Origin of the sequence: Citrobacter sp. Colony219, from assembly GCF_019382635.1 — a bacterium.
Lineage (GTDB): Bacteria > Pseudomonadota > Gammaproteobacteria > Enterobacterales > Enterobacteriaceae > Citrobacter > Citrobacter youngae.
Genome location: NZ_CP080033.1, coordinates 2,725,258 through 2,751,203, shown reverse-complemented (window position 1 = coordinate 2,751,203; position 25,946 = coordinate 2,725,258). Strand labels below are relative to the sequence as shown.

The 25,946-nt window shown below is 51.0% G+C and carries 21 protein-coding genes and 1 pseudogene; 13 read left to right on the top strand and 9 right to left on the bottom strand.

The genetic code is table 11. The annotated features are described in order from the left end of the window. Together JTI85_RS12250 and nifJ are read right to left on the bottom strand one after the other, a co-directional pair. Positions 1-937: porin (locus JTI85_RS12250; protein ID WP_255574753.1), on the bottom strand; the 937-nt coding region annotated here is incomplete at its 3' end. A gap of 370 nt (positions 938-1,307) precedes the next feature. After that, a complete protein-coding gene (gene nifJ, locus JTI85_RS12245; protein ID WP_048211552.1) occupies positions 1,308-4,832 on the bottom strand; it encodes a pyruvate:ferredoxin (flavodoxin) oxidoreductase in 3,525 nt (1,174 codons plus the stop codon). 276 nt (positions 4,833-5,108) lie between these two features. Between nifJ and JTI85_RS12240 the strand changes: the two genes are divergently transcribed. Continuing rightward, positions 5,109-5,375, top strand: coding sequence for a DUF333 domain-containing protein (locus JTI85_RS12240; protein ID WP_003020360.1), 267 nt, complete (start codon positions 5,109-5,111; stop codon positions 5,373-5,375). A 13-nt stretch (positions 5,376-5,388) separates the two neighbouring features. On the opposite strand, the gene hslJ is transcribed toward JTI85_RS12240, so the two are convergent. The 4 genes and pseudogenes from hslJ to JTI85_RS12225 all read right to left on the bottom strand — a co-directional run bounded on the left by hslJ (position 5,389) and on the right by JTI85_RS12225 (position 8,685). Further along, the gene (gene hslJ, locus JTI85_RS12235) at positions 5,389-5,808 is read right to left on the bottom strand and encodes a heat shock protein HslJ (RefSeq protein WP_219351566.1); all 420 of its coding nucleotides are present in this window, start codon (positions 5,806-5,808) and stop codon (positions 5,389-5,391) included. A gap of 112 nt (positions 5,809-5,920) precedes the next feature. After that, complete coding sequence (ldhA, locus tag JTI85_RS12230) at positions 5,921-6,910, bottom strand: D-lactate dehydrogenase (protein ID WP_048211554.1); 990 nt, start codon at positions 6,908-6,910, stop codon at positions 5,921-5,923. Between the two features lie 156 nt (positions 6,911-7,066). Then, a pseudogene (locus JTI85_RS21425) lies at positions 7,067-7,368 on the bottom strand (class A beta-lactamase LEN-27); the annotation flags it as partial. 210 nt (positions 7,369-7,578) lie between these two features. Further along, entirely contained in the window at positions 7,579-8,685 is a 1,107-nt protein-coding gene (locus JTI85_RS12225) for an alpha/beta hydrolase (protein ID WP_200036281.1), read from the bottom strand. 408 nt (positions 8,686-9,093) lie between these two features. Here JTI85_RS12225 and JTI85_RS12220 point away from each other — a divergent pair, with 408 nt between their 5' ends. The 8 genes from JTI85_RS12220 (at position 9,094) to JTI85_RS12185 (ending at position 15,868) form a co-directional block, all read left to right on the top strand. Continuing rightward, positions 9,094-9,951 (top strand): hypothetical protein, encoded by an 858-nt coding sequence (locus JTI85_RS12220; protein ID WP_219351564.1) that lies wholly within the window; start codon positions 9,094-9,096, stop codon positions 9,949-9,951. A gap of 76 nt (positions 9,952-10,027) precedes the next feature. After that, positions 10,028-11,365, top strand: a complete 1,338-nt coding sequence (locus JTI85_RS12215; RefSeq protein ID WP_219351563.1) for a DUF2272 domain-containing protein — start codon at positions 10,028-10,030, stop codon at positions 11,363-11,365. Positions 11,366-11,368: 3 nt separating this feature from the next. Next, positions 11,369-11,821 (top strand): hypothetical protein, encoded by a 453-nt coding sequence (locus JTI85_RS12210; RefSeq protein ID WP_048211556.1) that lies wholly within the window; start codon positions 11,369-11,371, stop codon positions 11,819-11,821. Positions 11,822-11,831: 10 nt separating this feature from the next. Then, on the top strand, positions 11,832-12,167 hold the full coding sequence (locus tag JTI85_RS12205; RefSeq protein WP_048211557.1) for a hypothetical protein: 336 nt from the start codon (positions 11,832-11,834) through the stop codon (positions 12,165-12,167). A 230-nt stretch (positions 12,168-12,397) separates the two neighbouring features. Further along, positions 12,398-15,037, top strand: a complete 2,640-nt coding sequence (locus JTI85_RS12200; RefSeq protein WP_219351561.1) for a YdbH family protein — start codon at positions 12,398-12,400, stop codon at positions 15,035-15,037. Further along, complete coding sequence (locus JTI85_RS12195; RefSeq protein ID WP_115602002.1) at positions 15,034-15,225, top strand: YnbE family lipoprotein; 192 nt, start codon at positions 15,034-15,036, stop codon at positions 15,223-15,225. Before JTI85_RS12200 ends, JTI85_RS12195 begins: the two co-directional genes overlap by 4 nt. Before the next feature lie 7 nt (positions 15,226-15,232). Next, the gene (locus JTI85_RS12190; protein WP_061067968.1) at positions 15,233-15,556 is read left to right on the top strand and encodes a YdbL family protein; all 324 of its coding nucleotides are present in this window, start codon (positions 15,233-15,235) and stop codon (positions 15,554-15,556) included. 132 nt (positions 15,557-15,688) lie between these two features. Beyond that, on the top strand, positions 15,689-15,868 hold the full coding sequence (locus tag JTI85_RS12185; RefSeq protein ID WP_048211566.1) for a hypothetical protein: 180 nt from the start codon (positions 15,689-15,691) through the stop codon (positions 15,866-15,868). Positions 15,869-15,902: 34 nt separating this feature from the next. On the opposite strand, the gene azoR is transcribed toward JTI85_RS12185, so the two are convergent. Continuing rightward, positions 15,903-16,508, bottom strand: a complete 606-nt coding sequence (gene azoR / locus JTI85_RS12180; RefSeq protein ID WP_005126702.1) for an FMN-dependent NADH-azoreductase — start codon at positions 16,506-16,508, stop codon at positions 15,903-15,905. Positions 16,509-16,709: 201 nt separating this feature from the next. Between azoR and hrpA the strand changes: the two genes are divergently transcribed. From hrpA to aldA, 3 genes are all read left to right on the top strand, one after another. Then, positions 16,710-20,612, top strand: a complete 3,903-nt coding sequence (hrpA, locus tag JTI85_RS12175; RefSeq protein ID WP_219351559.1) for an ATP-dependent RNA helicase HrpA — start codon at positions 16,710-16,712, stop codon at positions 20,610-20,612. Between the two features lie 80 nt (positions 20,613-20,692). Beyond that, positions 20,693-21,490, top strand: coding sequence for a YdcF family protein (locus tag JTI85_RS12170; protein ID WP_170927359.1), 798 nt, complete (start codon positions 20,693-20,695; stop codon positions 21,488-21,490). Between the two features lie 199 nt (positions 21,491-21,689). After that, positions 21,690-23,129 carry an aldehyde dehydrogenase gene (gene aldA / locus JTI85_RS12165; protein ID WP_219351557.1) on the top strand — a complete coding sequence of 480 codons (1,440 nt, stop codon included), beginning with the start codon at positions 21,690-21,692 and terminating at the stop codon, positions 23,127-23,129. Between the two features lie 41 nt (positions 23,130-23,170). On the opposite strand, the gene JTI85_RS12160 is transcribed toward aldA, so the two are convergent. Both JTI85_RS12160 and gap read right to left on the bottom strand, forming a co-directional pair. Then, the gene (locus JTI85_RS12160) at positions 23,171-24,097 is read right to left on the bottom strand and encodes an alpha/beta hydrolase (protein WP_219351556.1); all 927 of its coding nucleotides are present in this window, start codon (positions 24,095-24,097) and stop codon (positions 23,171-23,173) included. 126 nt (positions 24,098-24,223) lie between these two features. Further along, positions 24,224-25,225 (bottom strand): type I glyceraldehyde-3-phosphate dehydrogenase, encoded by a 1,002-nt coding sequence (gene gap, locus JTI85_RS12155; RefSeq protein WP_086523686.1) that lies wholly within the window; start codon positions 25,223-25,225, stop codon positions 24,224-24,226. Positions 25,226-25,414: 189 nt separating this feature from the next. Here gap and cybB point away from each other — a divergent pair, with 189 nt between their 5' ends. Beyond that, positions 25,415-25,945 carry a cytochrome b561 gene (gene cybB, locus JTI85_RS12150; protein WP_048211572.1) on the top strand — a complete coding sequence of 177 codons (531 nt, stop codon included), beginning with the start codon at positions 25,415-25,417 and terminating at the stop codon, positions 25,943-25,945. Position 25,946 lies beyond the last annotated feature (1 nt).

Here is a 25,946-nt window from a genome sequence, read left to right as displayed (position 1 = left end):
TCAGATCTTTACCTTTAGACATCAGGAAAGACACTTCCGGACGCAGACCGAAGTCGAACTGGTACTGTGCAGTGACTTCAAAGTTCTGAGTTTTGTTGGCAATAGTATTGTCGTGACCGTCTGAGCCGCCATACGGAGTCATATTGCGGGTTTCGGAGTACATGGTTGCCAGATAGATGTTGTTCGCGTCGTATTTCAGACCGGCAGTCCACGCATCCGCTTTGTCGCCGCCAGCAGTGGATTGATTTACCTGCTCGTTGGTACGATCGGAAGAGGTATATGCTGCACCGAAGCTTACGCCCATACCCAGATCGTAGGTAGAGGAGATACCGAAGCCGTCACCGTTGGAGTTCTTCACATTACGGTCACCACTATTATTGGTGCCTTCCTGCCCGTTTTGACTTTCGTTCGCGCCCTGATACTGCAGCGCAACGTTCAGACCGTCAACCAGACCGAAGAAGTCGGTGTTACGGTAGGTCGCTACGCCGTTAGCACGACCGGTCATGAAGTTATCAGCCTTGGTATAGGAGTCGCCACCGAATTCTGGCAGCATATCGGTCCAGCCTTCTACGTCGTACAGTACACCGTAGTTACGACCGTAGTCGAATGAACCGTAGTCGCCAACTTTAATACCGGCGAAGGCCAGACGAGTCCAGGAATCACCTTTATCGCCGCTTTCAGTACCGTTAGCCTGAACCTGATATTCCCACTGGCCATAACCGGTGATCATATCGTTAACCTGAGTTTCACCTTTGAAGCCCATACGCATATAAGTCTGATCGCCATCGCTGTTGGCGTCGTCGGAGAAGTAATGCAGGCCGTCTACTTTGCCATAGAGATCTAATTTGTTGCCGTCTTTATTATAAACTTCAGCAGCGTGAGCAGCGCCTGCCGCTAACAGTGCAGGAATTACAAGTGCCAATACTTTTCTGTTCATTGAAATAATCCTTTAGTTTTTTTATTAACCTGTGACTACCCGTGTAGGGAGTAAAAGCATGCTAAAGGAGATGTTCCGTAAAGAGATAAATATGAATTGTTACGCCTTAAGTAAAACCTTAAATAAATAATTCTGCTGAAATGGTGATAATTATCATGAATGTTTTGTTGTGAAAATATATAAAATAAAAATTATACAAGTGAATCTCATTGCGTTATTCTGCGCGGGTTATATGCCTTTATTGTCACGACTTAATTTATTGTCGTTGGTATGTTGGCAGGAATGCTCACTACTCAGCGAATAAATTGACAAGCCCGAACAATTGTTCGGGCTTTTTTTTTGACTCCTGGTTAATACCTGACAGAGCGTATTAATCAGTGCTGCTTTTTTCTGCTTTTCCTGCCAATTGCGCCAGGAAATCGTAGCGTTTTTGCAAGTCAGCCGTTGCGTCTTTCCACAGTTGCTCCGCAACCTCGGGTTGTTGAGCATTCAGGCGGCGGAAGCGCTGCTCGTTCATCAATGTCTCAGCCAGCGCGTCTGACGGTGGGCGAGAGTCCAGCGCCAGCGGCAATTTACCTTCGTCTGCACGACGCGGATCAAAGCGGTACAGCGGCCAGAATCCGGTAGCCGTGAGCTGGCGCATCTGATCGTGGCTTAGCGCAAGATCGTAACCGTGCTCCTCACATGGGCTATAGGCGATAATCAGCGACGGACCTGGATAGGCTTCCGCTTCCTGAATCGCTTTCACCGTCTGGTTTAGCTGTGCGCCCAGAGAGATCTGTGCAACATACACGTGCCCGTACATCATCATACTGACGCCAAGATCTTTACGCGCCTTGCGCTTACCGTGCTCGCCAAATTTGGTGACGGCCCCGAGCGGCGTGGCTTTCGATGCTTGTCCACCCGTGTTGGAGTAACATTGAGTATCCAGCACCAGAATATTGACGTTCTCGGTCAGGCTCAGGACGTGATCCAGGCCGCCAAAGCCAATATCGTAAGCCCAGCCGTCGCCGCCAATCAGCCAGATGGATTTTTCGACCAGCGCGTCGGCATCGGTTAACAGCTGCTGTGCGCCTTCGACATCTTTCAGGTGCTGGCGCAGCGCGGCAACTTGCTCACGACGGACTTCTGGTGTTGCCTCCGCGTGCAGGGCGTCATTCAGCTCAGCCGGGATTTTATCGGCAAACTGTTCCAGTAAACGCATGACGCGCACACGATGCTGATCCACCGTCAGACGGAAGCCCAGACCGAACTCGGCGTTATCCTCAAACAGTGAGTTCGCCCATGCAGGTCCACGGCCATTGGCATCGGTGGTATACGGCGTTGAGGGCAGGTTACCGCCATAAATCGATGAACAGCCGGTCGCATTGGCGATCAGCATACGATCGCCGTACAGCTGCGTAAGCAGTTTGATATACGGCGTTTCACCACAGCCAGAGCAGGCGCCGGAATATTCAAACAGCGGCGTTATCAACTGCGAGGTACGAATATCAATACGTTCCAGTTTAGTGCGATCAATCTCCGGCAGATTGAGGAAGAAGTCGTAGTTAACTTTTTCTTCTTCAACATGCTCAAGGCGCGACATCATATTGATGGCCTTGATCTCCGGATTTTGCCTGTCTTTCGCAGGGCAGACTTCGACGCACAGATTACAACCGGTGCAATCTTCAGGTGCAACCTGCAGGACATATTTCTGACCGCGCATATCGCGTGATTTCACATCCAACGAATGCAGGCTGGCAGGCGCGTTTTCCATCGCTTCTGGTGATACCACTTTGGCACGGATGGCCGAGTGCGGACAGGCGGCAACGCAATGATTACACTGGGTACACAGATCTTCTTTCCAGATTGGGATCTCTTCGGCAATATTGCGTTTTTCCCAGCGCGTGGTACCCATCGGCCAGGTACCGTCCGGCGGTAACGCTGAAACGGGCAGGGCATCGCCGAGTCCGGCGAGCATCGCTGCGGTGACGGTTTTCACGAAATCAGGCGCGGCATCGGAAACTACCGGCGGACGGTTGGCGCTGTGTGGATCAACCGGTTGCAGTGCCACTTCGGCAACGGATTCACGTGCCAGCGCCAGCGCCTGCCAGTTACGTTCCACCAGATCCTGACCTTTATTGCTGTAGCTTTTCGCAATCGCACCCTGCAATTCAATCAGCGCGCTGTCACCAGGTAAGATTTGCGTCAGATGGAAGAATGCCATCTGCATCACGGTGTTAATACGGGCAGCCAGACCGCACTCGCGCGCGATTTTGGCCGCATTAATCACATAGAAACGGGCTTTCTTCTGATTCAGGACCGCCTGAACTTCCTGCGGCAAACGCGCCCAGACTTCATCCACGCTGTACGGGGTATTGAGCAGGAAAATACCGCCAGGCTTCAGACGCTCGGCCATTTGATATTTATCGATAAACTGCAACTGATGGCAGCCGACAAAATCAGCCTGCGATACCAGATACGCGGAACGGATAGGCTTCTCACTGACGCGCAGGTGAGAAACGGTCAGGCCACCTGCTTTTTTCGAGTCATAGACGAAATAGCCCTGCGCGTACCACGGCGTGGAGTTACCGATAATCTTGATATTGTTTTTGGTGGCCGACACGCTACCGTCACTGCCCAGACCGTAGAACAGCGCTTCGAGCTTCGCGGTACCGGGCAGGGTGTTTTCTGGCAGGGGTAGCGACAAATTGGTGACGTCGTCATAAATACCGACCGTAAAACGTGATTTGGGCTTAGCGCTGCTCAGTTCATTAAACACCGCCATCACGCAGTCCGGGCCAAATTCTTTAGAAGAAAGCCCGTAACGTCCGCCAATCACGCGCGGTAGGGTTTCCCGCTCACCGCAGTTAAAGGCTTCTGCCAACGCGGTCATTACATCCAGATACAACGGTTCTGCCTGGGCGCCAGGCTCTTTGGTGCGATCCAGAACGGCAACGCTACGCGCCGTTTCTGGTAATACTTGCAGTAAATGTCTGGCGGAGAAGGGGCGGAACAGTCGAACTTTCAGGACGCCAACTTTCTCTCCACGAGCAAGTAACTCGTCGACGACTTCTTCGCAGGTACCAATCGCAGAACCCATCAAGATAATGACACGTTCCGCCTGTGGATGACCGTAATACTCAAAGGGTTGATACTGGCGGCCCGTCGCCGCGGCGAAGTCGTTCATCGCCTGTTCGACGTTTTCGTAAACCGCGTTGTACCAGGGGTTTGTCGCTTCACGCGACTGGAAGTAGGTATCCGGGTTCGCAGATGTACCGCGAATAACCGGATGCTCTGGATTAAGCGCGCGGGCGCGGTGAGCATCGATTTCCGCCTGCGGCATCAGTCCGAGGATCGTGTCATCGGCTAGCGGCACAATTTTATTGATTTCATGCGAAGTACGGAAACCATCAAAGAAATGAATAAACGGCACCCGACTTTTCAGGGTGGCGATTTGTGAAATCAGTGCGAAATCCTGTGCTTCCTGGACGCTGCTGGCACACAGCATCGCACAACCCGTCTGGCGCACCGCCATTACGTCGGAATGGTCACCGAAGATAGACAGCGCATGAGTAGCAATGGTACGCGCGGCAACGTGCAGCACAAATGGGGTCAACTGACCGGCCAGTTTGTACAGCGTTGGGATCATCAGCAACAGGCCCTGCGATGAGGTAAACGACGTCGAGAGCGCGCCGGTCTGCAACGCGCCGTGAACGGTCGCGATCGCACCGCCTTCCGACTGCATTTCAACGACACGAGGGGTATCCCCCCACACGTTTTTAAGCCCGTTCCCGGCCCAGGCGTCTGCCTGTTCCGCCATCGTCGAACTCGGTGTAATCGGGTAGATGGCGATAACTTCGCTGGTACGAAATGCGACCGAAGCAACCGCACCATTACCGTCAATTGTTTGCATACTGACACCCTTACATTGCGCAAAAAGAGGGACCCGCGTAACCGCGGCGAATCCTGTAGTTATATCTTTCTATTTTAGCAAAAGCGCTAAAGACAGATTTTCGCTTTTGTGTCCTGGGAATAAGCAGAATGAATGGTTTGATCAAAGGAGGAGCCAAAAAATTGCCAGAAAATGTAAACAGCACGCATAAATGCGCATTTTGCCTCTCGACGGCAGTGTTTCCGCTGCCTATTATTTATGGCTGTGTCGTTTGGTTAATATTCAGAGGGGAGTAAGATGCGCGCAGCGTTTTGGGTAGGGTGTGCCGCGTTATTATTATCGGCTTGCAGCAGTGAACCTGTTCAGCAGGCAACCGCCGCACACGTTGCACCGGGCATGAAGGCCGCAATGTCCAGCTCCGGAGAAGCCAACTGTGCCATGATTGGCGGTTCGCTATCCGTTGCCCGTCAACTGGATGGTTCTGCTATCGGGATGTGTGCATTACCTAACGGCAAACGCTGTAGTGAGCAGTCGCTTGCCGCCGGAAGCTGTGGGAATTATTGAGCCACTGCTTTTACTACATTAAATCTGCCAGTTTAAACGTCAACGTTTGTTCTGCCGTGGCCAGTGTTAACTGGTCAGCAGTCAGATCAACCTGTGCGCCTTGCTTAAACATCTCGCTGACGATGCCGTCGAGCGCGTTAAGCTGTGGATCGGCGCACATCATGCGCGTCATTGCCATGCCTTTCACTTTTAATTCACCGTCGGACAGCTTGCCCTGACCGTGGAACTGATTACACATTTTTCCCGACACCGTCATATTTTCACCGAAACTTAATTCAGGTGGGGTATTGGCGACGGTTACCGGCTTGCCATTGACGCTCTGTAAAACAAAACGGTGGTGCTGTAACTGTTCGCGATTGACGGAAATTTTTCCATTGCTCACACAGCCAGCCATAAGCATGCTGAGCGCAATCAGCGTGACAATTTTCTTCATTAACTTTCTCTACGTTCGTGGCGGAATTGCATTCATGATGGTAATGATATCGCCAGATTTATCATCGGGGGTTATCTGAAAATGCTCCCCCGGAGGCGGGGGAGCGGAATGATTAGAAGAGAGCGTTCGGGCAGGTTTCGCCTTTGGCGATTTGAGCCAGATTCTGCAAGGTTGTTTCAGAAATGCTGGTCAACGCTTCGGCAGTCAGGAATGCCTGATGCCCGGTGAACAGGACGTTATGACAGGCTGACAAACGACGGAACACATCATCCTGAATCACATCATTGGACTTATCTTCAAAGAACAGGTCGCGTTCATTTTCGTACACGTCCATCCCCAGGGAACCGATCTTCTGGTTTTTCAGCGCGTCGATTGCTGCCTGAGAATCGATCAACGCCCCGCGGCTGGTGTTGATAACCATCACGCCATTTTTCATTTGCTCAAAAGCTTCGTGATTGAGCAGATGATAATTTTCTGGTGTTAACGGGCAGTGCAGGGAAATAACATCAGACTCCGCAAACAGTGTTTTAAGATCGACATATTCAACGCCTAACTCCAGCGCAGCAGCGCTTGGGTAGGGATCAAACGCCAGCAGGCGCATACCAAACCCTTTCAGGATCCGCAGTGCAGCAACACCGATTTTACCTGTACCAATCACCCCAGCCGTTTTGCCATACATGGTAAAGCCGGTCAACCCCTCAAGAGAGAAGTTGGCGTCACGCGTACGCTGATAAGCACGATGGATACGGCGGTTCAGCGTCATCATCATACCGATTGCATGTTCGGCGACGGCTTCAGGTGAATAGGCAGGAACACGTACAACCTGCAAGCCCAACTCTTTCGCAGCGTCCAGATCGACGTTATTGAACCCGGCGCAGCGCAGCGCGATGTATTTCACACCGTGCTTTTTCAGTTCTTCCAGAACAGGGCGGCTGCCATCGTCGTTGACGAAAATGCACACGGCTTCACAACCATGGGCGGTTTTCGCTGTTTTTTCCGTCAACAGAAAGTCAAAGAATTCAAGTTCAAAACCAAAAGCCTCGTTAACCTGCTGCAGATACTTCTTGTCGTACTGTTTTGTACTATAGATGGCGAGTTTCATAAGACTTTCTCCAGTGATTTTGACGTCACATTAATTCAGTTCAAATTATTTTACAAAATCTAAAAAGTTATTGGTAGTCATAGATATAATGAATAATTCTAGAGTATCTCTTCTTAATGTGGGCACATTGCTGGATTTAAACCACTTTACTCAGCATAGGGTGATGGCGGCATCGTATAATTCGCCGACGGTCATGCCGTCCGCAAGATGTTTTTCCGTTACCAGCGAGTACTCGACCAGGTCAGGCAGGCCGTACTTAATGCGACGGTTTGAGCTGCTCTTGCCCGGCGTCAACGCGTGATAGCACCAGCGCCGCGGGTGAGATCCAGCTCGGCATAAACGCGTGCGGTGAGCTGGCTTTCTGCTTCTTTGACTTTACTCAACGTTGCCTGATGGGCTAACGTGAGCAGGCAAAATGCCGTGAGCAGAGGGATGAGGGACAGACGAAAGTGGCACAGTCATATTCTTCCTTGGGGGATGTCTTAACATAACTAGATATATAGCAAATACATAAGGTTAAATGTAGTTCGACACATGAGTGTTAGCTTTTACCTGGTCGTTCCTGGTTATGGACATTCGTACTGATAGTAGACTCTTGTCTCCAGGAGTCTACTATCGCCGAACAGGGTATACTTGTGTTATTCAGAATGTTTGAATTCATTATTTATTCATTCATTGATTTTCCAGTATTGCCCAGCTTCAATGTAGCTTAGCCCGATGCGTTGGGATGCTCGCTTGTTATCATTAATAAGATAAAAAATATCTGAAAGCACAGAACGTTCTTCGCTTGGGTAACTATGGCCTATAAAGCTAGTATCAACATTAGTTGCGTCAATCGATTCTATTCCAGGATAATAAATCAAACCAGTAGACGAATCACCCGCTCGCGGATAACGGTGTATCGTCTGGGATGCGGCTAACGCCTTATCTGTTGATGAAGCATATAAAGTAACAGGTTCTCCTTGTGCCACCAGTGCAGGGGCAATGTCTCGTTTGAAAACATCGGCATCTATGTCAGGAGCAGTTAGAATGACCTCTTTTATGCGATTTCGATAATCTGTATTTGTATTCAATACATCAATAATCGCCCGCGATAAAATTCTATTACCCATGCTGTGGGCTATCAGGTAAATATTTTTTGAATCGGATTTCTCAAGAAAGTCGATAAGGAAATTTTTTAGGTTGGTTTGTGTCCACTCAGCATTTTGCTCATCGATGGTATAAGCAGAAGTTCTGGCCTGTGAAGGCCAGCTATAAAAAACAGGGACCATATCGATGTTTAAATCATAGTATATTTGAGCTGTTTTTCTGGCTGCCTCGGCGAATGAGACATTATACCCATGAACGAAAATGAAGGTCTTTTTCTCTGGTATATTGCTTACTGTGGATACAAGGTAATTGAAAAAAATATTTTTAGCTAAAGGCGTTACACCAAGTAAGGCCACGTGTTTTTTGGGATCTTCTTTGAACTCAAGCTTTAAAAATGAAGGTTGTTCAGTTACTCCTATAATGTGGTGTCGAGGAATGCTAACTTCACAGAGTCCATAGGAGATTGAGGCTCGATTGATTCCATATGATTGGTTGGGTGGTGCGCCGCTGTTATAATTTCTATCGGTGGCATACAAAACCTTGACAATGGCATAATCTGGTTTTTGAGTTAATATATTTATTTCATTGCTGCTAGATGCCATACTGGTAACACCTGTGTTGGACATGCCGCAACCATTTAGTATGGCTATAAAAATACTGAAAACTATGTATTTTAATGTTTTCATTTTGCTTGACCTTGCTTTAAACATGGTTGGAGTGTCTTTCCTTTATTGATTTTTTCTGAATATTACCAACTAAAATTAATCGGAGTAATTAAGATTTACGTATTTCCGCAGGGAATGGCATTAATAAAATGGTTTTAATTTGGACTGACAGGATAGTAATATTTTATTAGTGACTGTTTATTAGATAACGCATGTGGCTAGCCAAAGGACATCAGACTTCTGATTGATACCGCGCTAGTAATTACTACGAACCTCTTACCGAATACTCACTGTTTCTGACTCATATTTTCAGGAAGCAACCCGCATGGTTCTGCTATCGGTTGACCAAACGCTCTTCACCGTGAGGGAGACAATATGTTTGGACTTGAAACGCTTGATATATTAATTGGGATAATGACTGTGTATTTCATGTTTGGGATAGCATGTACCGCGATTGTTGAAGCTATTTCTGCGTGGACCCGTATTCGTAGTCAAAATCTTGACGTGGCGCTGAACGAGTTCCTTTCAGGCGATCTGTCGCAAAATCAGCAATTTATTACTCAGTTTTTTGAACATCCGTTAATTCAGTCCCTAAGTAAAGGAAACCAGGGGCGTCCTTCCTATATTCCCCCAGACATTGTCGCGCAAGTCGTGGAGGCGTTAGTTGTCAGCAAAAGTGCGATGGCAACGCTCTCCGCTGGAGTGAATGCCATGCCGGGAAATGCCAAAAATAATCGGATCAAAGGCATCCTCGAAACAGTGGTGGCGCAGACGGGCAATAACGCGGCCACGTTTCGCAACGCGGTTGCAAAACAGTTTGATGCGGTAATGGATCGCGCCTCGGGTTGGTATAAACGAAAAATGCAGACTATCACGTTGATTGTCGCCACCGTTCTGGTTCTTGGGGGGAATATTGACACCCTCAACCTTGCGACTGTGCTGGCCTCCAATCCTGATGTTCGAGAAAAAATGGTGGCGATCGCGCAGCAGGAAGTCAATGAGGCGAAAAATCAGGCTCAGGACAAGGAGCGCATCGCGACAGCTAAAGGCAAATATAACCACGCGATTGCCGTTATGCAGTCTGCAGGCTTCGAACTGGGCTGGAAAGGATGGCCGCAAGGGGGGGCTGAATGGCTGGCAAAAGTGGTGGGCCTGCTGGTGACTATTTTCGCCGTCTCACTCGGCGGACCTTTCTGGTTCGATATTCTTCAACGGGTTATACAGGTCCGTTCAACTGGCCCAAAACCAGCAGCACCGGGTAAATCCGACAGTCCGAAAAGTAAGTGAAGTGTAACGGTTAACTATCGACAGAGAGGGCATCATGATACTTACACCCGCACAGAAAAGTCTTTGTGAACGAGTTTTGAATGCGTTTGAAACCGGCTCGGCCGAAGGCGATTACTCGGCTATCGCGATATTCCATGATGGTCCTCACGGGATCAGGCAGATCACTTACGGTCGTTCACAAACTACGGAATACAGCAAATTGCAGGATCTGGTGACCCGCTACGTTAATGCAAATGGGCGATTCAGCGCCGATCTTGCTCCGTTTGTTGCAAAGATAGGCAATATCGCACTGGTTGACAATGAACCGTTTAAGGACTTATTACGACGAGCAGGGCGCGATGATCCGATAATGAAATCGGTACAGGATCGGTTCTTTGATGAGCGCTACTATCTGCCTGCGCTGAAATGGGCACAGGACTTTGGTTTTAAAGATGCGCTCTCATTTCTGGTCATCTATGACTCATTTGTTCATAGCGGCACTATTTTGACGTTCTTGCGCGCCCAGTTTCGTGAGGTGCCTCCAGCCAGTGGCGGTGATGAACACACCTGGATTTCCCAGTATGTTGAAGTGAGAAATTCATGGTTAGCCAACCATAGCAACCCCGAACTTCATCCTACCGTTTATCGTACAAAATGTTTGCGATTTGAAATAGATCGCGGCAACTGGGATCTTTCGCAGGTCCCCATTAACGCTAACGGTATACCCGTCAGGCCCTTACCTGATATATCAATCACTCAGACATCGATACCTCCGGTGGAACAACCCAGCGTTCCGTATTTTGGTGAGGAAGCACCCGTTTCTGGTTTTGCGGATAACGCCGCGTCGATCGCCGCTGACGAGTGGCATTTTTTTGGCGAGCAGCGCTACAACCGCAATGGTGGCCTTCTTCATTCCGGGCACAAAGAGGGTGAGGATGGCTGGTGGCAACGTGTTGGCCTGTATTGGGCAAAAATCGGGCGGGACGATCTGGACGGGCGAGATCATGACTGGCCGTGGTCGGCGGCGTTCATTTCATGGGCCATACGTCAGGCTGGCGCGGGGGAGCGTTTTTCCTACTCTGCTTCGCATGCGACGTACATCAGCAAATCGATCCGCGACAGAAATCAGGGTAATGCTAAAGCGTTGTACTGGGGATACAGGCTGAATGAGCGTAAACCGCAGGTGGGGGATTTAGTTTGTTGGGACAGAGACCCCGACAAAGTCGTTGATTACGATCATCAGCATCTGGGCAACTACAGCAGTCACACCGACTTAGTTGTTTCCGTAGGCACTAATGAGATTGAAATTATTGGCGGTAATGTTGGTAATTCGGTGACACGACGCCCGTTGGCGCTCACCGTCGACGGATTCCTTGCCAGCGATGTACAAGGAGGGGAAACGCTGTTTGCCATCATGGGGTATCGCGGAGAGTGAAAAATGAAACGATCTAATATAGTGCTTAAATACGCTGCCCCGCTAATGTTTTGCACTTTCCTTTTACTGAGTGGGTGTGCCTTATTCGTTTCACACTACGATGCAGGCGCGTACCAGAACTTCACAAATTTAAAGGCGTTCCACCTTAAATTTCTCGAAGATAATACAGCTAAACCCGGGAATACCTTTGATGAAACTAAGGTAAAGGCTACTTGCGATACCGGGGACCTCAAGTTCCGTGAGGCGACGGAATATGCTGCAGGCAAACATGATGACTCACGTGTACGGGCTATTCATTACCTCGATAATGTCTTTGAGAGTGATTGCCGAATGGCGATGAAGGATAAAAAGTTATTTAGCGTCGTCTATGCGGATGAAAAAACCGATGTAGTTAAGTTGAACTACGATCTGGCCATTCGGGGAGAAAGTTCCCGTGTGGGGTCTGTTGTAAAATAGGGGATGAAAAATGTCAGATATTGATGATGCCATGAATGCGATTAAAAATGAGGTTGCTGAATCCATTAAAGAACAACTGAAAGCGCTCTTGCTCTCGGCAGCAAAAGATACGAATGAGGTAATAAACGATACCGGTAAGAAAATTGCGTACTGGCTGCGTCTTCGTGGGCAGGGAAAACTGAGTGACAGTGAACTGGAGGCGTTGCTCTACGCCAGAGATCAACTGCTGCGACAATATAAAAACACGGTGGAAATTGCAGCAAGAGCTCAGGTTGAGAAGATTGCTATTTCGCTGGTTAATATTGTGCTCGACAAATTATTGGGCATTGCCTTTCATCAGAAATGAGGCACGGCATAGGGCTAATAGGGCGAAAAAATGGTCGGTTTTCTGCGGCACTGACGGATGTGGTACAGGGTATCTCACTGAGAGACCACTATTTTTTATTACCCACAACCTATAAATATTACATATATTTCAATGGTATCTATTCTTAAGGTGGGCATGTTTAGCTAAACATGCCACAATACTGGCCTAAACCGGCTTAAATTTTCGCTAAATCAGGATATTAACTACCCATGAAGGGTAAATATAAAGCCGTTCTGGCACTCCTCTTATTATTGATTCTCGTGCCGCTGACGTTGGTCATGACCCTTGGCCTGTGGGTTCCCACGCTGGTGGGCGTCTGGTTGCCTGTCGGCACGCGTATTGCGCTGGATGAGAGCCCACGGCTGACATGGCATGGGCTGCATATCCCGGAACTTCGCTATCTGGTCGATGATTGCCCGCTAGCGCGCATTACTCAGGCAGAGCTCTCTCACCCCAGTCGCTGGTTGCTTAATGTTGGGACAATTGAGCTCGACTCGGCTTGCCTGGCCAAATTGCCGCAGGCAGAACCCTCGCCGGTAGCGCCAAAAACGCTGGCTGAATGGCAATCAATGCTACCCAATACCTGGATTAACATCGACAACGTTATTCTCTCTCCATGGCAGGAGTGGCAGGGGAAACTGTCGCTCTCGCTAACGCCCTCTACCCAGCAGCTGCGCTACCAGGGTGAAAAAGTTAAATTTCAGGGGCGTCTGCACGGACAGAATCTGACGGTAAATGAGCTGGATGTTGCAGCATTTGAAGGGCAGCCGCCGATAAAACTGGTCGGTGAATTTACCATGCCGCTGGTTCCTGATGGACTACCAGTGAGCGGGCATGCGGTTGCTACTCTGAGCTTGCCGCAGGAGCCAACGCTGGTTGACGCCGAACTTGAGTGGCAAGAAAACAGCGGACAACTGATCGTCATGGCACGGGATGCGGTCGATCCGCTTCTCGATCTGCCATGGGAAATAACGCGTCAGCAACTGACTATCAGTGACGGTCGCTGGAACTGGCCTTATCAGGGGTTCCCGTTAAGTGGGCGTCTGGGGGTGAAAGTTGAAAACTGGCAGGCCGGTCTGGAAAATGCCGTGGTGAGTGGGCGTCTGAACATTCTGACGCAAGGCGATGCCGGTAAAGGAAACGCCGTATTAACGTTAGGGCCAGGTAGGCTCGGTGTGGATAGTAGCGATATGCCGTTACAGTTGATCGGTGAGGCGAAACAGGATGACCTGATCTTCTACGCGAAGTTACCCGCCAGACTTACCGGAAGCCTGATCGATCCGCAGCTCGCTTTCGAGCCAGGGGCATTGCTGCGTTCTCGTGGGCGAGTCATCGATTCACTCGATATTGACGAAATTCGCTGGCCATTGGCTGGCGTTAAAGTGACACAGCGCGGTGTGGATGGGCGTCTGCAGGCCATTTTACGAGCGCATGAGAACCAGATGGGTGACTTTGAGTTACACCTTGATGGTCTGGCCAATGATTTTCTTCCTGATGCCGGTCGTTGGCAGTGGCGGTATTGGGGCAAAGGCAGTTTTACACCGATGCATGCGCTTTGGGATGTCGCGGGCAAAGGGGAGTGGCACGACAACACCCTGAGACTTTTCGACCTCTCGACCGGGTTTGACCAACTGCAATACGGCACCATGAAGGTGGAAAACCCGCGTCTGGTGATGGATGCGCCGATTGTGTGGGTCCGTGATGCCGAAAAACCGACGTTTAGCGGTGCGCTTTCGCTCGATGCCGGAAATACGCTCTTTAGCGGGGGCAGCGTCTTACCTCCTTCAACGCTGAAGTTCAGTGTTGAAGGGACTGATCCGACGATTTTCCAGTTCAAAGGTCAACTTCATGCCGGAGCAATTGGTCCTGTACAGTTGAATGGGCGCTGGGATGGGATTCGCCTGCGTGGCCAGGCCTGGTGGCCAAAACAATCACTCACCGTTTTCCAGCCATTGGTACCACCGGACTGGAAAATGAATCTGCGCGAAGGTGAACTTTATGCGCAGGTGGCGTTCTCCGCCGCGCCGGAGCAGGGCTTTGAGGCGGGGGGGCACGGTGTACTGAAAGGGGGTAGTGCCTGTATGCCTGATAACCAAATTAACGGTGTCGATTTTGTGCTGCCGTTTCGTTTTAGCGAAGGCGTATGGCAACTGGGTACGCGGGGGCCGGTGTCATTACGTATTGCAGAAGTTGTGAATCAGGTTGCTGCGACAAACATCACCGCCGATCTGCAGGGCGGGTATCCCTGGAGTGAAGACAATCCGTTGCTGTTAAGCGATGTCAGCGCCGAACTACTGGGTGGCAAAGTGGTTATGCAACAACTGCGGATGCCGCAGCACGATCCGGCATTGTTACGGGTGCAGAATATCTCCTCCAGCGAACTCATCAGTGCGGTAAATCCGAAGCAGTTTGCTATGTCGGGTCCGGTCAGCGGTGCGTTACCGTTATGGCTGAATAACGAAAAGTGGATCATTAAAGACGGCTGGCTGACCAACCCAGGACCAATGACGTTGCGTATTGATAAGGACACGGCGGATGCCGTCGTCAAAGATAATATGGCGGCGGGTGCGGCCATTAACTGGCTGCGTTATATGGAAATAAGTCATTCCTGGACGAAAATAAATCTGGATAACCTCGGTGTTTTAACCATGCAGGCAACGGTGACTGGCAACAGTCGGGTGGATGGCAAAGTGGGAACGGTTAATTTGAATTACACCCACGAGGAAAACGTCTTTACGCTATGGCGCAGTTTGCGTTTTGGCGACAATTTACAGGCATGGCTTGAGCAAAATGCAGCGCTGCCAGAAACCCATTGCCCGGAAGGCAAGGAATGTGAGGAACAACAATGAAAACGATAGCTGCCATGCTGGGACTGTTTGCGTCATCTCTGCTGGCGGGGTGTACCCCCAGAATCGAAGTGGCTGCGCCTAAAGAGCCCATCACTATCAATATGAACGTCAAAATCGAGCACGAGATCCATATCAAAGTGGATAAAGACGTCGAGAGTTTACTGAAATCGCGCAGCGATCTGTTCTGAGGTCACGATGAAAAAACAGCTTGTAGCGATCCTGGTGGCGTTAAGTTTTTTGAGCGGCAACGTATGGGCATTGACGCTGAATGAAGCCAGAACGCAGGGACGGGTAGGTGAAACGCTTAACGGCTATCTTGTAGCGCTGAAAACGGATGCTGAAACGCAGGCGCTGGTGAATGAGATTAATAAAGCGCGCAGCGCCAGCTATCAGCAACTGGCTGAGAGTAACAACATTCCGCCAGATGAAGTGGCGAAAATGGCCGGACAAAAGCTGGTTGCTCGCGCCAAACCCGGCGAGTATGTACAGGGCATAAATGGGAAATGGTTAAGGAAATAATAATTCATTTCTGAGCAGGAGCTGACAAGTATTGCATTCACATGAATTATTCATCGATATCGCAATAGTTGCCACACTGCATGATATCGATGTTGATATAGTTCCCCTCCGGTAGCGTCCTGGGGTGAAATCATGTGGCTTTTCAAGTGGTATGTCTGGAATCGTTGGGTATTCAAGCTGTTAAGCCGGGATGTCGCGGAGCCGGAACAATTTTTACAGCATTGCTGGGAAGAGAATCTGGCGAAGTGCAGGGATTACGCAACCATCTGGCGTGATATTAATCGCATTCACGGGAAGCAGGCAAAGAAGTAAAAACCCTCCCACCGGATGGTGAGAGGGTCAATCATCAGGCAGCGACGACGCTGTCGATTGCCGCTTTTGCATCGGATTGTGCTTTAGATGCCACTTCCGGACCGTAAGCAATGCCTTCCGCGAAGACGACGTTCACGTCGGTGATACCGATAAAGCCCAGGAACACATTCAGATACGGGGTGATCAGGTCGGTCGGCGTATCTTTATGGATACCACCACGGCTGGTCAGCACGATCGCACGTTTTCCTGTTACCAGACCTTCCGGGCCTTTCTCGGTGTAACGGAAGGTCACGCCAGCACGGGCAATCAGGTCGAAGTAGTTTTTCAGTTGCGTTGGGATGTTGAAGTTATACATCGGCGCGGCGATAACAATCACATCATGCGCTTTCAGCTCAGCGATCAGTTCATCGGACAGCGCGAGCGCTTCTTGCTGGCGTGGCGTCAGCGGCGTATCGCTCGGGCGCATCGCACCCACCAGCTCGCCATCCAGCACCGGAACAGGATTTGCAGCCAGGTCACGGACGGTGATTTCATCAGCGGAGTGCTTTTCACGCCACTGTTCAACAAAATAATCAGACAACTGACCAGACTGAGAGTACCCTGCCAGAATACTGGATTTAAGAACTAATACCTTGCTCATGGGTGTTTCCTTTTATGTGTTTGAAGGGGATGTGCCCCGTTGCTTGTTGACACTTTATTCACAATCCTGCCGCAGTGATAGCGCAATATATCGAATCCTATGTTCGAAATTATTGAACAACACATGAAAAGCGCCGATGTGGTACTCTATACCTATCATCTACAAGAGATTTAACCCGGCAGAGCACTGCCCTCTAACGCTATGACAGAACAACAAAAATTAACCTTCAACATGCTGCAGCAACAGCTGGACTCACTGATGCTGCGCGACAGACAGCGTTTTGCCCGCCGCCTGCACGGCGTGAAGAAGGTTAAAAATCCTGATGCACAACAGGCCATTTACCAGGAGATGGCGAAAGAGATCGCGCAGGCAGCAGGTAAAGTCGTGCTGCGCGAAGCGGCGCGTCCGGAGATTACCTATCCGGAAAACCTGCCCGTCAGCCAGAAAAAGCAGGATATTCTGGACGCCATTCGCGACCATCAGGTGGTGATTGTGGCCGGTGAGACCGGTTCGGGGAAAACCACCCAGTTACCGAAAATCTGTATGGAGCTGGGGCGTGGGGTGAAAGGGCTGATTGGCCATACTCAACCGCGCCGTCTGGCGGCGCGCACCGTGGCGAACCGTATTGCGGAAGAGTTGCAAACCGAGCCGGGCGGCTGTATCGGTTATAAAGTGCGTTTCAGCGATCATGTCAGTGACAACACCATGGTTAAGCTGATGACTGACGGTATCCTGCTGGCGGAAATTCAGCAGGATCGGCTGCTGATGCAGTACGACACCATCATCATCGATGAAGCGCATGAACGCAGTCTGAATATCGATTTTCTGCTCGGCTATTTGAAAGAACTCCTGCCGCGTCGTCCGGATCTCAAAATTATTATCACTTCGGCGACCATCGACCCGGAGCGTTTTTCAAAGCATTTCAATAACGCGCCGATTATCGAAGTCTCCGGTCGAACGTACCCGGTGGAAGTGCGTTATCGCCCGATTGTTGAAGATGCAGATGACACCGAGCGTGACCAACTGCAGGCAATTTTTGATGCCGTAGATGAGTTAGGCCGTGAAAGTCAGGGCGATATTCTGATCTTCATGAGCGGCGAGCGCGAAATTCGCGATACTGCGGATGCGCTGAATAAGCTGGATTTGCGCCATACCGAAGTGCTACCGCTCTATGCGCGTCTTTCTAACAGCGAGCAGAACCGCGTATTCCAGTCGCACAGCGGCCGCCGTATCGTGCTGGCTACCAACGTGGCGGAAACCTCGCTAACCGTGCCGGGGATCAAATATGTAATTGACCCGGGCACTGCGCGTATTAGCCGTTACAGCTACCGTACTAAAGTCCAGCGTTTGCCGATTGAACCGGTGTCGCAGGCTTCTGCGAACCAGCGTAAAGGCCGCTGCGGTCGTGTTTCGGAAGGGATCTGTATTCGCCTGTATTCCGAAGACGATTTCCTGTCGCGCCCGGAGTTTACCGACCCGGAGATCCTGCGTACCAACCTGGCATCCGTTATTTTGCAGATGACTGCGCTGGGACTGGGGGATATCGCGGCATTCCCGTTCGTTGAAGCACCGGATAAACGCAATATTCAGGACGGGGTACGCCTGCTCGAAGAGCTGGGGGCGATAACCACCGACGAACAGGCAACCGCTTACAAGTTAACGCCGTTGGGCCGTCAGCTGTCGCAACTGCCGGTGGATCCGCGTCTGGCGCGCATGGTGCTGGAAGCGCAAAAACATGGCTGCGTACGTGAAGCGATGATCATTACCTCGGCGCTGTCCATTCAGGACCCGCGCGAGCGTCCAATGGACAAGCAACAGGCTTCTGACGAGAAACACCGCCGCTTCCACGACAAAGAGTCTGATTTCCTCGCGTTTGTGAACCTGTGGAACTATCTTGGCGAGCAGCAAAAAGCGCTGTCGTCAAACCAGTTCCGTCGCCAGTGCAAACTTGATTTTCTAAACTACCTGCGCGTGCGAGAGTGGCAGGATATCTACACGCAACTGCGCCAGGTAGTGAAAGAGTTGGGTATTCCGGTTAATAGCGAACCTGCTGAGTATCGGGAAATTCACGTTGCGCTGTTGACCGGGTTACTCTCGCATATCGGAATGAAAGATGCCGATAAACAGGAATTTACCGGCGCGCGTAACGCCCGCTTCTCGATCTTCCCCGGTTCTGGATTGTTTAAAAAACCACCGAAATGGACGATGGTTGCCGAGCTGGTGGAAACCAGCCGCCTGTGGGGACGTATTGCCGCACGTATCGATCCCGAGTGGGTGGAGCCGGTTGCCCAGCATCTGATCAAACGTTCATACAGTGAACCGCACTGGGAACGCGCGCAGGGTGCTGTAATGGCGACAGAAAAGGTCACCGTTTACGGCTTACCGATTGTGGCCGCCCGTAAGGTGAACTACAGCCAGATCGATCCAGTCCTGTCGCGTGAACTGTTCATCCGCCATGCGTTGGTGGAAGGCGACTGGCAAACTCGCCATGCGTTTTTCCGTGACAACCTCAAGCTGCGTGCGGAAGTGGAAGAGTTGGAGCACAAATCACGCCGTCGCGACATTCTGGTCGATGATGAGACGCTGTTTGAGTTTTACGACCAGCGCATCAGCCATGATGTGGTTTCTGCCCGCCACTTTGACAGCTGGTGGAAGAAGGTTAGCCGCGAGACACCGGATCTGCTCAACTTTGAAAAGAGCATGCTCATCAAAGAGGGCGCGGAGAAAATCAGCAAGCTGGATTACCCGAACTTCTGGCATCAGGGCAATCTCAAACTGCGCCTGAGCTATCAGTTTGAACCCGGCGCTGATGCGGATGGTGTGACCGTGCATATTCCGCTGCCGCTGCTTAACCAGATCGAAGAGAGCGGTTTTGAATGGCAAATTCCGGGGCTGCGCCGCGAACTGGTGATCGCCCTGATTAAGTCGTTACCAAAACCGGTACGACGCAACTTTGTACCCGCACCTAACTATGCGGAAGCGTTTTTAGGCCGAGTAACGCCGCTGGAACTGCCGCTGCTGGACTCGCTGGAGCGTGAACTACGCCGCATGACCGGCGTCACCGTTGACCGTGAAGACTGGCACTGGGATCAGGTGCCCGATCACCTAAAAATCACCTTCCGGGTCGTGGATGATAAGAACAAGAAGCTGCAGGAAGGGCGTTCGCTACAGGATTTGAAAGATGCGCTGAAGGGCAAAGTTCAGGAAACATTGTCTGCGGTGGCCGATGACGGTATCGAACAGAGTGGATTGCACATCTGGAGCTTCGGCCAGTTGCCGGAAAGTTACGAGCAAAAACGCGGCAACTATAAAGTCAAAGCGTGGCCTGCGCTGGTGGATGAGCGTGACAGCGTTGCTATCAAACTGTTTGATAATCCGCTGGAGCAACAGCAGGCGATGTGGTGCGGTTTACGCCGCCTGTTGTTGCTGAATATTCCATCACCTATCAAATATTTACACGAGAAACTGCCCAACAAAGCGAAGCTGGGGCTGTATTTTAACCCGTATGGCAAAGTGCTGGATTTGATTGACGACTGTATCTCCTGCGGTGTGGATAGACTTATCGACGCTAACGGCGGCCCGGTGTGGACGGAAGAGGGCTTTGCGGCGTTGCACGAAAAAGTGCGGGCTGAGCTGAATGACACAGTGGTCGATATTGCGAAGCAGGTCGAACAGATCCTGACAGCGGTATTTAATATCAACAAACGTCTGAAAGGGCGTGTGGATATGACCATGGCGCTGGGGCTTTCGGATATCAAAGCGCAAATGAGCGGGCTGGTGTACCGTGGATTTGTCACCGGCAATGGATTCAAACGCCTGGGCGATACGTTGCGTTATTTGCAGGCCATTGAAAAACGGCTGGAGAAACTGGCGATTGATCCACATCGCGATCGGGCGCAGATGCTGAAAGTAGATAGTGTGCAGCAGGCCTGGCAGCAGTGGTTCAATAAACTGCCGCCCGCGCGGCGTGAAGATGATGATGTCAAAGAGATCCGCTGGATGATAGAAGAGCTGCGAGTCAGCTATTTTGCCCAGCAGCTTGGCACACCATATCCGATCTCCGATAAACGTATTCTGCAGGCGATGGAGCAGATTACGGGGTGACGCGATGCTGGACCGTAGGCCGGATAAGGCATAGCCGCCATCCGGCATCTGTACCCGGTAAAGAATAAACACCAGGAGTTATGAGTATGAGTCAGTTCCCGATACTTTCCGCAGCCACCCTTGCGGCGATAAATACCGTAGGGCGATGGTTGGCGCAGAATGATTTTATGGAGAACATCACCGTTCAGTCAGACTGCGTGATTCTGGCGGGCAATGCGGTTATTCCGACCATCGACGCCGCCTGTCGGATCGCGAAAGAACAACAGGTTCCCTTATTGATTAGCGGTGGCATCGGTCATTCTACGCGCTTTCTGTATGACGCGATTGCAGAGCATCCTCGCTATAACATCATCCGCACCAGCGGACGAGCAGAAGCTGCGATCCTGGCTGATATTGCGCACCAGTTCTGGCAAATTCCGGGTGAGACGATTTGGGTGGAAGACCAGTCAACAAACTGCGGTGAGAATGCACGCTTTAGCTGTGCCTTACTGAACCAGGCGACAGAAAATATTCACACGGTCATTGTGGTGCAGGACCCTACAATGCAACGCCGCACGATGGCGACGTTTCAGCGTGTAACCCGTGATTTTCTGCAGGCGCCGCGCTGGTTGAGTTTTCCCGGTTTTATCCCTGAGTTGACTCTACAGAACGGTGGTGTGGATTTCGCGCCAACTGCGGAGGGGCTGTGGTCTGTGGATCGCTATCTTTCACTGATTACCGGCGAATTGCCGAGACTGCGCGATGATGCAACCGGCTATGGCCCTCGTGGTCGTGATTTTATCGCCCATGTTGATATTCCGCAGAATGTTGAGGATGCATGGTTGCATCTGCAAAACGATACGGCGCTGACTGACCTGCTGGCGAGCCGATCGCTGTAATCTTTGCTGCCCGTTTGTCGGCATTTTGCCGCAAACGGGCATAAATCCTGCCTGTTTTTTCCCTCCGCCATGACATTACCAGATGCTTTTATGAAGCGGCTCACAGAACGACAATTCCAGCAGTAATGCGTCATGCATGATTGGTATTAATTAACAATAGTTTTACTTGTTAAAAACAAATCAATCACAGGAGAAGCGCATGTCAGTACCCGTACAACATCCTATGTATATTGATGGGCAGTTTGTGACCTGGCACGACGATGCCTGGATTGATGTCATCAATCCAGCGACCGAAGAGATTATCTCGCGTATTCCCGATGGGGGCGCTGAAGATGCGCGTAAAGCGATCGATGCCGCACAGCGTGCTCAGCCGCAATGGGAAGCTCTGCCAGCTATTGAACGGGCGAACTGGTTACGCAAAATTTCTGCGGGCATCCGTCAGCGAGCCGCTGAAATCAGTGCGTTGATTGTGGCGGAAGGTGGAAAAATACAGCAACTGGCCGAGGTCGAAGTCTCATTTACCGCCGACTATATCGATTACATGGCGGAATGGGCACGTCGTTATGAAGGTGAGATCCTGCAAAGCGACCGCCCGGGCGAGAATATTCTGCTGTTTAAGCGTGCACTGGGCGTGACGACGGGCATTCTGCCGTGGAACTTCCCGTTTTTCCTGATTGCCCGCAAACTGGCTCCCGCCTTGCTGACGGGGAATACCATTGTCATTAAGCCGAGTGAATTCACACCGAATAACGCCATCGCCTTTGCCAAAATTGTTGATGACATTGGTTTACCGCGCGGAGTCTTTAACCTGGTGCTTGGACGCGGTGAAACGGTCGGTCAGGAACTTGCCGGGAATCCCAAAGTGGCGATGGTGAGCATGACCGGCAGCGTTGTGGCGGGCGAGAAAATCATGGCTGCGGCAGCGAAAAATATCACTAAGGTATGTCTGGAGCTGGGCGGCAAAGCGCCGGCAATCGTCATGGATGATGCTGACCTTGAACTGGCCGTGAAGGCGATTGTTGACTCGCGGGTGATCAATACCGGTCAGGTGTGCAACTGTGCCGAACGCGTGTATGTCCAGAAAGGTATCTATGACCAGTTTGTGAATCGTCTGGGAGAGGCAATGAAAGCCGTCCAGTTTGGCAATCCGGCAGAGCGTAATGACATCGCGATGGGGCCGCTCATTAATGCGGCTGCGCTGGCACGTGTGGAACAGAAAGTCGCACGAGCGGTGCAGGAAGGGGCCAGAGTGGTGCTGGGCGGTAAATCCGTTGCCGGCAAAGGTTATTACTATCCACCGACGTTACTGTTAGACGTGCGCCAGGAGATGGCGATTATGCACGAGGAGACGTTTGGTCCGGTGCTGCCGGTGGTGGCGTTTGATACGCTGGAACAGGCGTTGACAATGGCCAATGACAGCGACTACGGTCTGACCTCATCGATCTATACGCAGAATCTGAATACGGCAATGAAGGCGATTAAGGGGCTGAAGTTTGGCGAAACCTATATTAATCGAGAAAACTTCGAGGCGATGCAGGGCTTTCACGCGGGCTGGCGTAAGTCCGGGATTGGCGGGGCTGATGGTAAACATGGTCTGAACGAATACCTGCAAACGCAAGTGGTGTATCTGCAGTCCTAAGTTTTTCGCCGGGTGAGTCTGTACGCCACCCGGCGCCATCCTCACACTTTAGTGGCTACCCAGTTCATCATCATTTCCGGCCAGATGGCCAGCGGTAACCCTTGCGCATCGCGAATACCAAATCCGTGCTTACCGCGTTCAAACAGATGCATTTCGACCGGAACGTCCTGCTCACGTAGCGCATTAAAGAAGACCAGGCTGTTTTCTACCTTCACCGCCGGATCGTCAATGGCGTGTAGCAGGAATGTCGGCGGCGTTGTGTTCTCAACTCGTTCTTCAAGTGAATAGCGGTGCAGGTCCTTTTCTTCGGGGGTCGTGCCAACTAATTCAAGGCGAGAGCCTGGGTGAGCGATATTCTCACGCAGGCTAATCACCGGATAGACCAGCGCCATGAACGCGGGGCGGGCGGGTTGTTCGTCTACGCTATCGAGGGGCGTATAAACCGATTCAGTAAAACGTGTTCCCAGGCTGGCTGCCACATGACCGCCGGAGGAAAAGCCCAGTATACCGATACGATAAGGATCGATTCCCCATTCATGTGCGTTAGCCCGAATGTAGCGCATAGCGCGTTGGGCATCGGCCAACGGTGCGTTTGACGCTTCCTCGTGACCATCCCCCGGCAAGCGATAGGTCATGACAAACAGAGTATAACCGCGGGCATTAAAAAAGGGCGCCAGCGCACTACCTTCTTTGTCCAGCACTACGCGTCGATAAGAGCCGCCGGGGGTGACAAGTATTCCCACACCATTCGGTTTTGCGGGGGCGTAGACGGTGATTTCTGGGGCACGAATACCGGTTACCGCACGATCGTAATGAGAGGTTCCCGTATGTCTGGGTTCGGGGGTAAATACCGCATCGCTGTTTTTTGCTCCGGGGGCTTCACCCATTGGCCAGACTGAGACGGTGGCGGCGTGGGCAACGGCTTGCGCGATCATAGTTTCTAACGTTTCTCGACTCAGTGCTTCCATTACTGTGCTCCCTTTGTGGCAAAGGTTAGCTATAGCACACTTAGTGGGTTGAAAACGGGGAGAGACTCACAACGTATTGAATTAGCGGGAAATGAAACGAGGCGGAGGCGATCCTCCGCCATAACACTAAAGCGTGATAAATTTATCCAACGTACGGATAAGTTGGGTGACAAAACCGTATTCGTTATCGTACCAGGCCACGGTTTTTACCAGTTGCAGATCGCCCACTTCGGTGATCTCGGTTTGTGTTGCATCAAATACTGAACCGAAATGTGAGCCAATGACATCTGACGAGACAATTTCTTCGTCGGTATAGCCGAATGATGCATTGTTCAGCGTTGCCTTTTTCAGCGCGTCGTTAACCTCTTCCGCAGTGACTTTTTTACCCAGAATCGACACCAGTTCCGTAACGGATCCGGTTTTTACCGGAACACGCTGGGCGTGGCCTTTTAATTTCCCGCTCAGGGCCGGGATCACCAGACCAATCGCCTTCGCCGCACCGGTGGTATGAGGAATGATATTTTCTGCTGCCGCGCGTGAGGCGCGCAGATCTTTCCCGCGAGGGCCATCAACCAGTGATTGCGTTCCGGTGTAAGCATGGATAGTGGTCATGGTGCCAAGCTGAATACCGAAGCTGTCATGCAGCGCTTTTGCCATCGGCGCCAGGCAGTTGGTGGTGCACGACGCGACAGAGATAATCCGATCGCTGGCATCCATCGTGTCGTCGTTGACGTTAAAGACAATGGTTTTCATATCCCCAGCCGGGGCGGATATCAGCACTTTTTTGGCCCCGGCATCCAGGTGCGCGTTGGCTTTTTCTGTTGAGGTATAAAAACCGGTGCATTCGATGATGATCTCTGCGCCAGTCGTTTTCCACGGAATATTTTTTGCCTCTTTTTCGGCGTAAACGGCAATTTTTTTACCATCGACAATCAGTGCGTCCTCGGTAAAGTCGACGCTCCAGGGAAACGGGCCGTAGTTTGAATCGTGTTTTAACAGATAAGCGAGGATTTTCGGTGAGGTGAGGTCATTGATAGCGACGACCTCCACGCTGCTTTTGACCTCCAGTAGCCGACGCAATACCAGACGACCGATACGACCAAAACCGTTAATGCCAATTTTATTCATGGTTTTCTCCTGTCAGGATGAGACGGTACGACATATTTTCCCTACCAGGCATAGTCCAGTCAGGCATCCGCGGCAATAGCTGTTTTTGCGGTTAAACGTAACTGACTGAAAATGGGTGAACAAAACTTAATGAATTTTTAACAAAAGCCCGTTATGTTGACGCATTATTGTTTTTATTCGAGAAGTGTTATGGGGAAGAAGTATTCTGGCCTGCAAATTGGCATTCACTGGCTGGTCTTTTTGTTGGTCATTGTGGCCTACAGTGCCATGGAGTTTCGCGGATTTTTCCCGCGCAGCTATCGTCCCGGGTTCAACATGGTGCATGTTTCCTGTGGTATCACGATTTTAGCGTTGATGGTGGCGCGTCTGCTGGTCAGACTTAAGTATCCGGCACCACCGATTGAACCAAAACCGAAGCCGATGATGATTGGCATGGCGCATCTGGGGCATCTGGTTATCTATTTGCTGTTTATTGCGCTGCCGATTATTGGCCTGGTGATGATGTATAACCGGGGAAATCCGTGGGTTGCATTCGGCATTGTTATGCCACATGCGGCAGAAGCCAATTTTGAACTGGCCGATATGCTGAAATCATGGCACGAAACGCTGGCAAACCTGGGTTATTTTGTCATTGGCCTGCATGCCGCCGCGGCTCTGCTACATCACTATTTCTGGAAGGATAATACGTTGTTGCGCATGATGCCGCGAAAACGCTCCTGAT

What these genes read in the sequence shown, in the direction of transcription:
- nifJ (WP_048211552.1), bottom strand. Translation starts at nt 4,832, where the DNA reads ATGCAAACAATTGACGGTAATGGTGCGGTTGCTTCGGTCGCATTTCGT.
- JTI85_RS12240 (WP_003020360.1), top strand. Translation starts at nt 5,109, where the DNA reads ATGCGCGCAGCGTTTTGGGTAGGGTGTGCCGCGTTATTATTATCGGCT.
- hslJ (WP_219351566.1), bottom strand. Translation starts at nt 5,808, where the DNA reads ATGAAGAAAATTGTCACGCTGATTGCGCTCAGCATGCTTATGGCTGGC.
- ldhA (WP_048211554.1), bottom strand. Translation starts at nt 6,910, where the DNA reads ATGAAACTCGCCATCTATAGTACAAAACAGTACGACAAGAAGTATCTG.
- JTI85_RS12225 (WP_200036281.1), bottom strand. Translation starts at nt 8,685, where the DNA reads ATGAAAACATTAAAATACATAGTTTTCAGTATTTTTATAGCCATACTA.
- JTI85_RS12220 (WP_219351564.1), top strand. Translation starts at nt 9,094, where the DNA reads ATGTTTGGGATAGCATGTACCGCGATTGTTGAAGCTATTTCTGCGTGG.
- JTI85_RS12210 (WP_048211556.1), top strand. Translation starts at nt 11,369, where the DNA reads ATGAAACGATCTAATATAGTGCTTAAATACGCTGCCCCGCTAATGTTT.
- JTI85_RS12205 (WP_048211557.1), top strand. Translation starts at nt 11,832, where the DNA reads ATGTCAGATATTGATGATGCCATGAATGCGATTAAAAATGAGGTTGCT.
- JTI85_RS12200 (WP_219351561.1), top strand. Translation starts at nt 12,398, where the DNA reads ATGAAGGGTAAATATAAAGCCGTTCTGGCACTCCTCTTATTATTGATT.
- JTI85_RS12195 (WP_115602002.1), top strand. Translation starts at nt 15,034, where the DNA reads ATGAAAACGATAGCTGCCATGCTGGGACTGTTTGCGTCATCTCTGCTG.
- JTI85_RS12190 (WP_061067968.1), top strand. Translation starts at nt 15,233, where the DNA reads ATGAAAAAACAGCTTGTAGCGATCCTGGTGGCGTTAAGTTTTTTGAGC.
- JTI85_RS12185 (WP_048211566.1), top strand. Translation starts at nt 15,689, where the DNA reads ATGTGGCTTTTCAAGTGGTATGTCTGGAATCGTTGGGTATTCAAGCTG.
- azoR (WP_005126702.1), bottom strand. Translation starts at nt 16,508, where the DNA reads ATGAGCAAGGTATTAGTTCTTAAATCCAGTATTCTGGCAGGGTACTCT.
- hrpA (WP_219351559.1), top strand. Translation starts at nt 16,710, where the DNA reads ATGACAGAACAACAAAAATTAACCTTCAACATGCTGCAGCAACAGCTG.
- JTI85_RS12170 (WP_170927359.1), top strand. Translation starts at nt 20,693, where the DNA reads ATGAGTATGAGTCAGTTCCCGATACTTTCCGCAGCCACCCTTGCGGCG.
- aldA (WP_219351557.1), top strand. Translation starts at nt 21,690, where the DNA reads ATGTCAGTACCCGTACAACATCCTATGTATATTGATGGGCAGTTTGTG.
- JTI85_RS12160 (WP_219351556.1), bottom strand. Translation starts at nt 24,097, where the DNA reads ATGGAAGCACTGAGTCGAGAAACGTTAGAAACTATGATCGCGCAAGCC.
- gap (WP_086523686.1), bottom strand. Translation starts at nt 25,225, where the DNA reads ATGAATAAAATTGGCATTAACGGTTTTGGTCGTATCGGTCGTCTGGTA.
- cybB (WP_048211572.1), top strand. Translation starts at nt 25,415, where the DNA reads ATGGGGAAGAAGTATTCTGGCCTGCAAATTGGCATTCACTGGCTGGTC.